General features: G+C 76.1%; 1 pseudogene. It reads right to left on the bottom strand.

What is annotated here, in order from left to right:
- Positions 1 to 326: pseudogene (locus JHD62_RS22745) on the bottom strand (hypothetical protein); the annotation flags it as partial.

The following is a 326-nucleotide window of genomic DNA, read 5'->3' as shown; positions in this document are numbered from 1 at the left end:
CAGCAAGGGGGCTGCTTCGTACTGATGGAAAAATTCGCTGTACGCGGCATGTACGCGCTTGAGATAGCCTTCGGGGAAATCCTGCTCCAGCTGGCTGGCGCGGGCGGCACTGCGCTCCAGCAATACCCTGTCTCTTATACACATCTGACGCTGCCGACGAACAGTAAGATGTGGGGGTGGGGGGGGGGGGGGGGGGGGTGGAGAGGGGGGGGGGGGGGGGGGGGGGGGGGGGGGGGGGGGGGGGGGGGGGGGGGGGGGGGGGGGGGGGGGGGGGGGGGGGGGGGGGGGGGGGGGGGGGGGGGGGGGGGGGGGGGGGGGGGGGGGGG

It is taken from the genome of Aquitalea sp. ASV11 (assembly GCF_016429185.1).
Classification (GTDB): domain Bacteria; phylum Pseudomonadota; class Gammaproteobacteria; order Burkholderiales; family Chromobacteriaceae; genus Aquitalea; species Aquitalea pelogenes.
The sequence above is the reverse complement of the archived record's forward strand: the minus strand, read 5'-3'. Positions and strand labels throughout refer to the sequence as shown.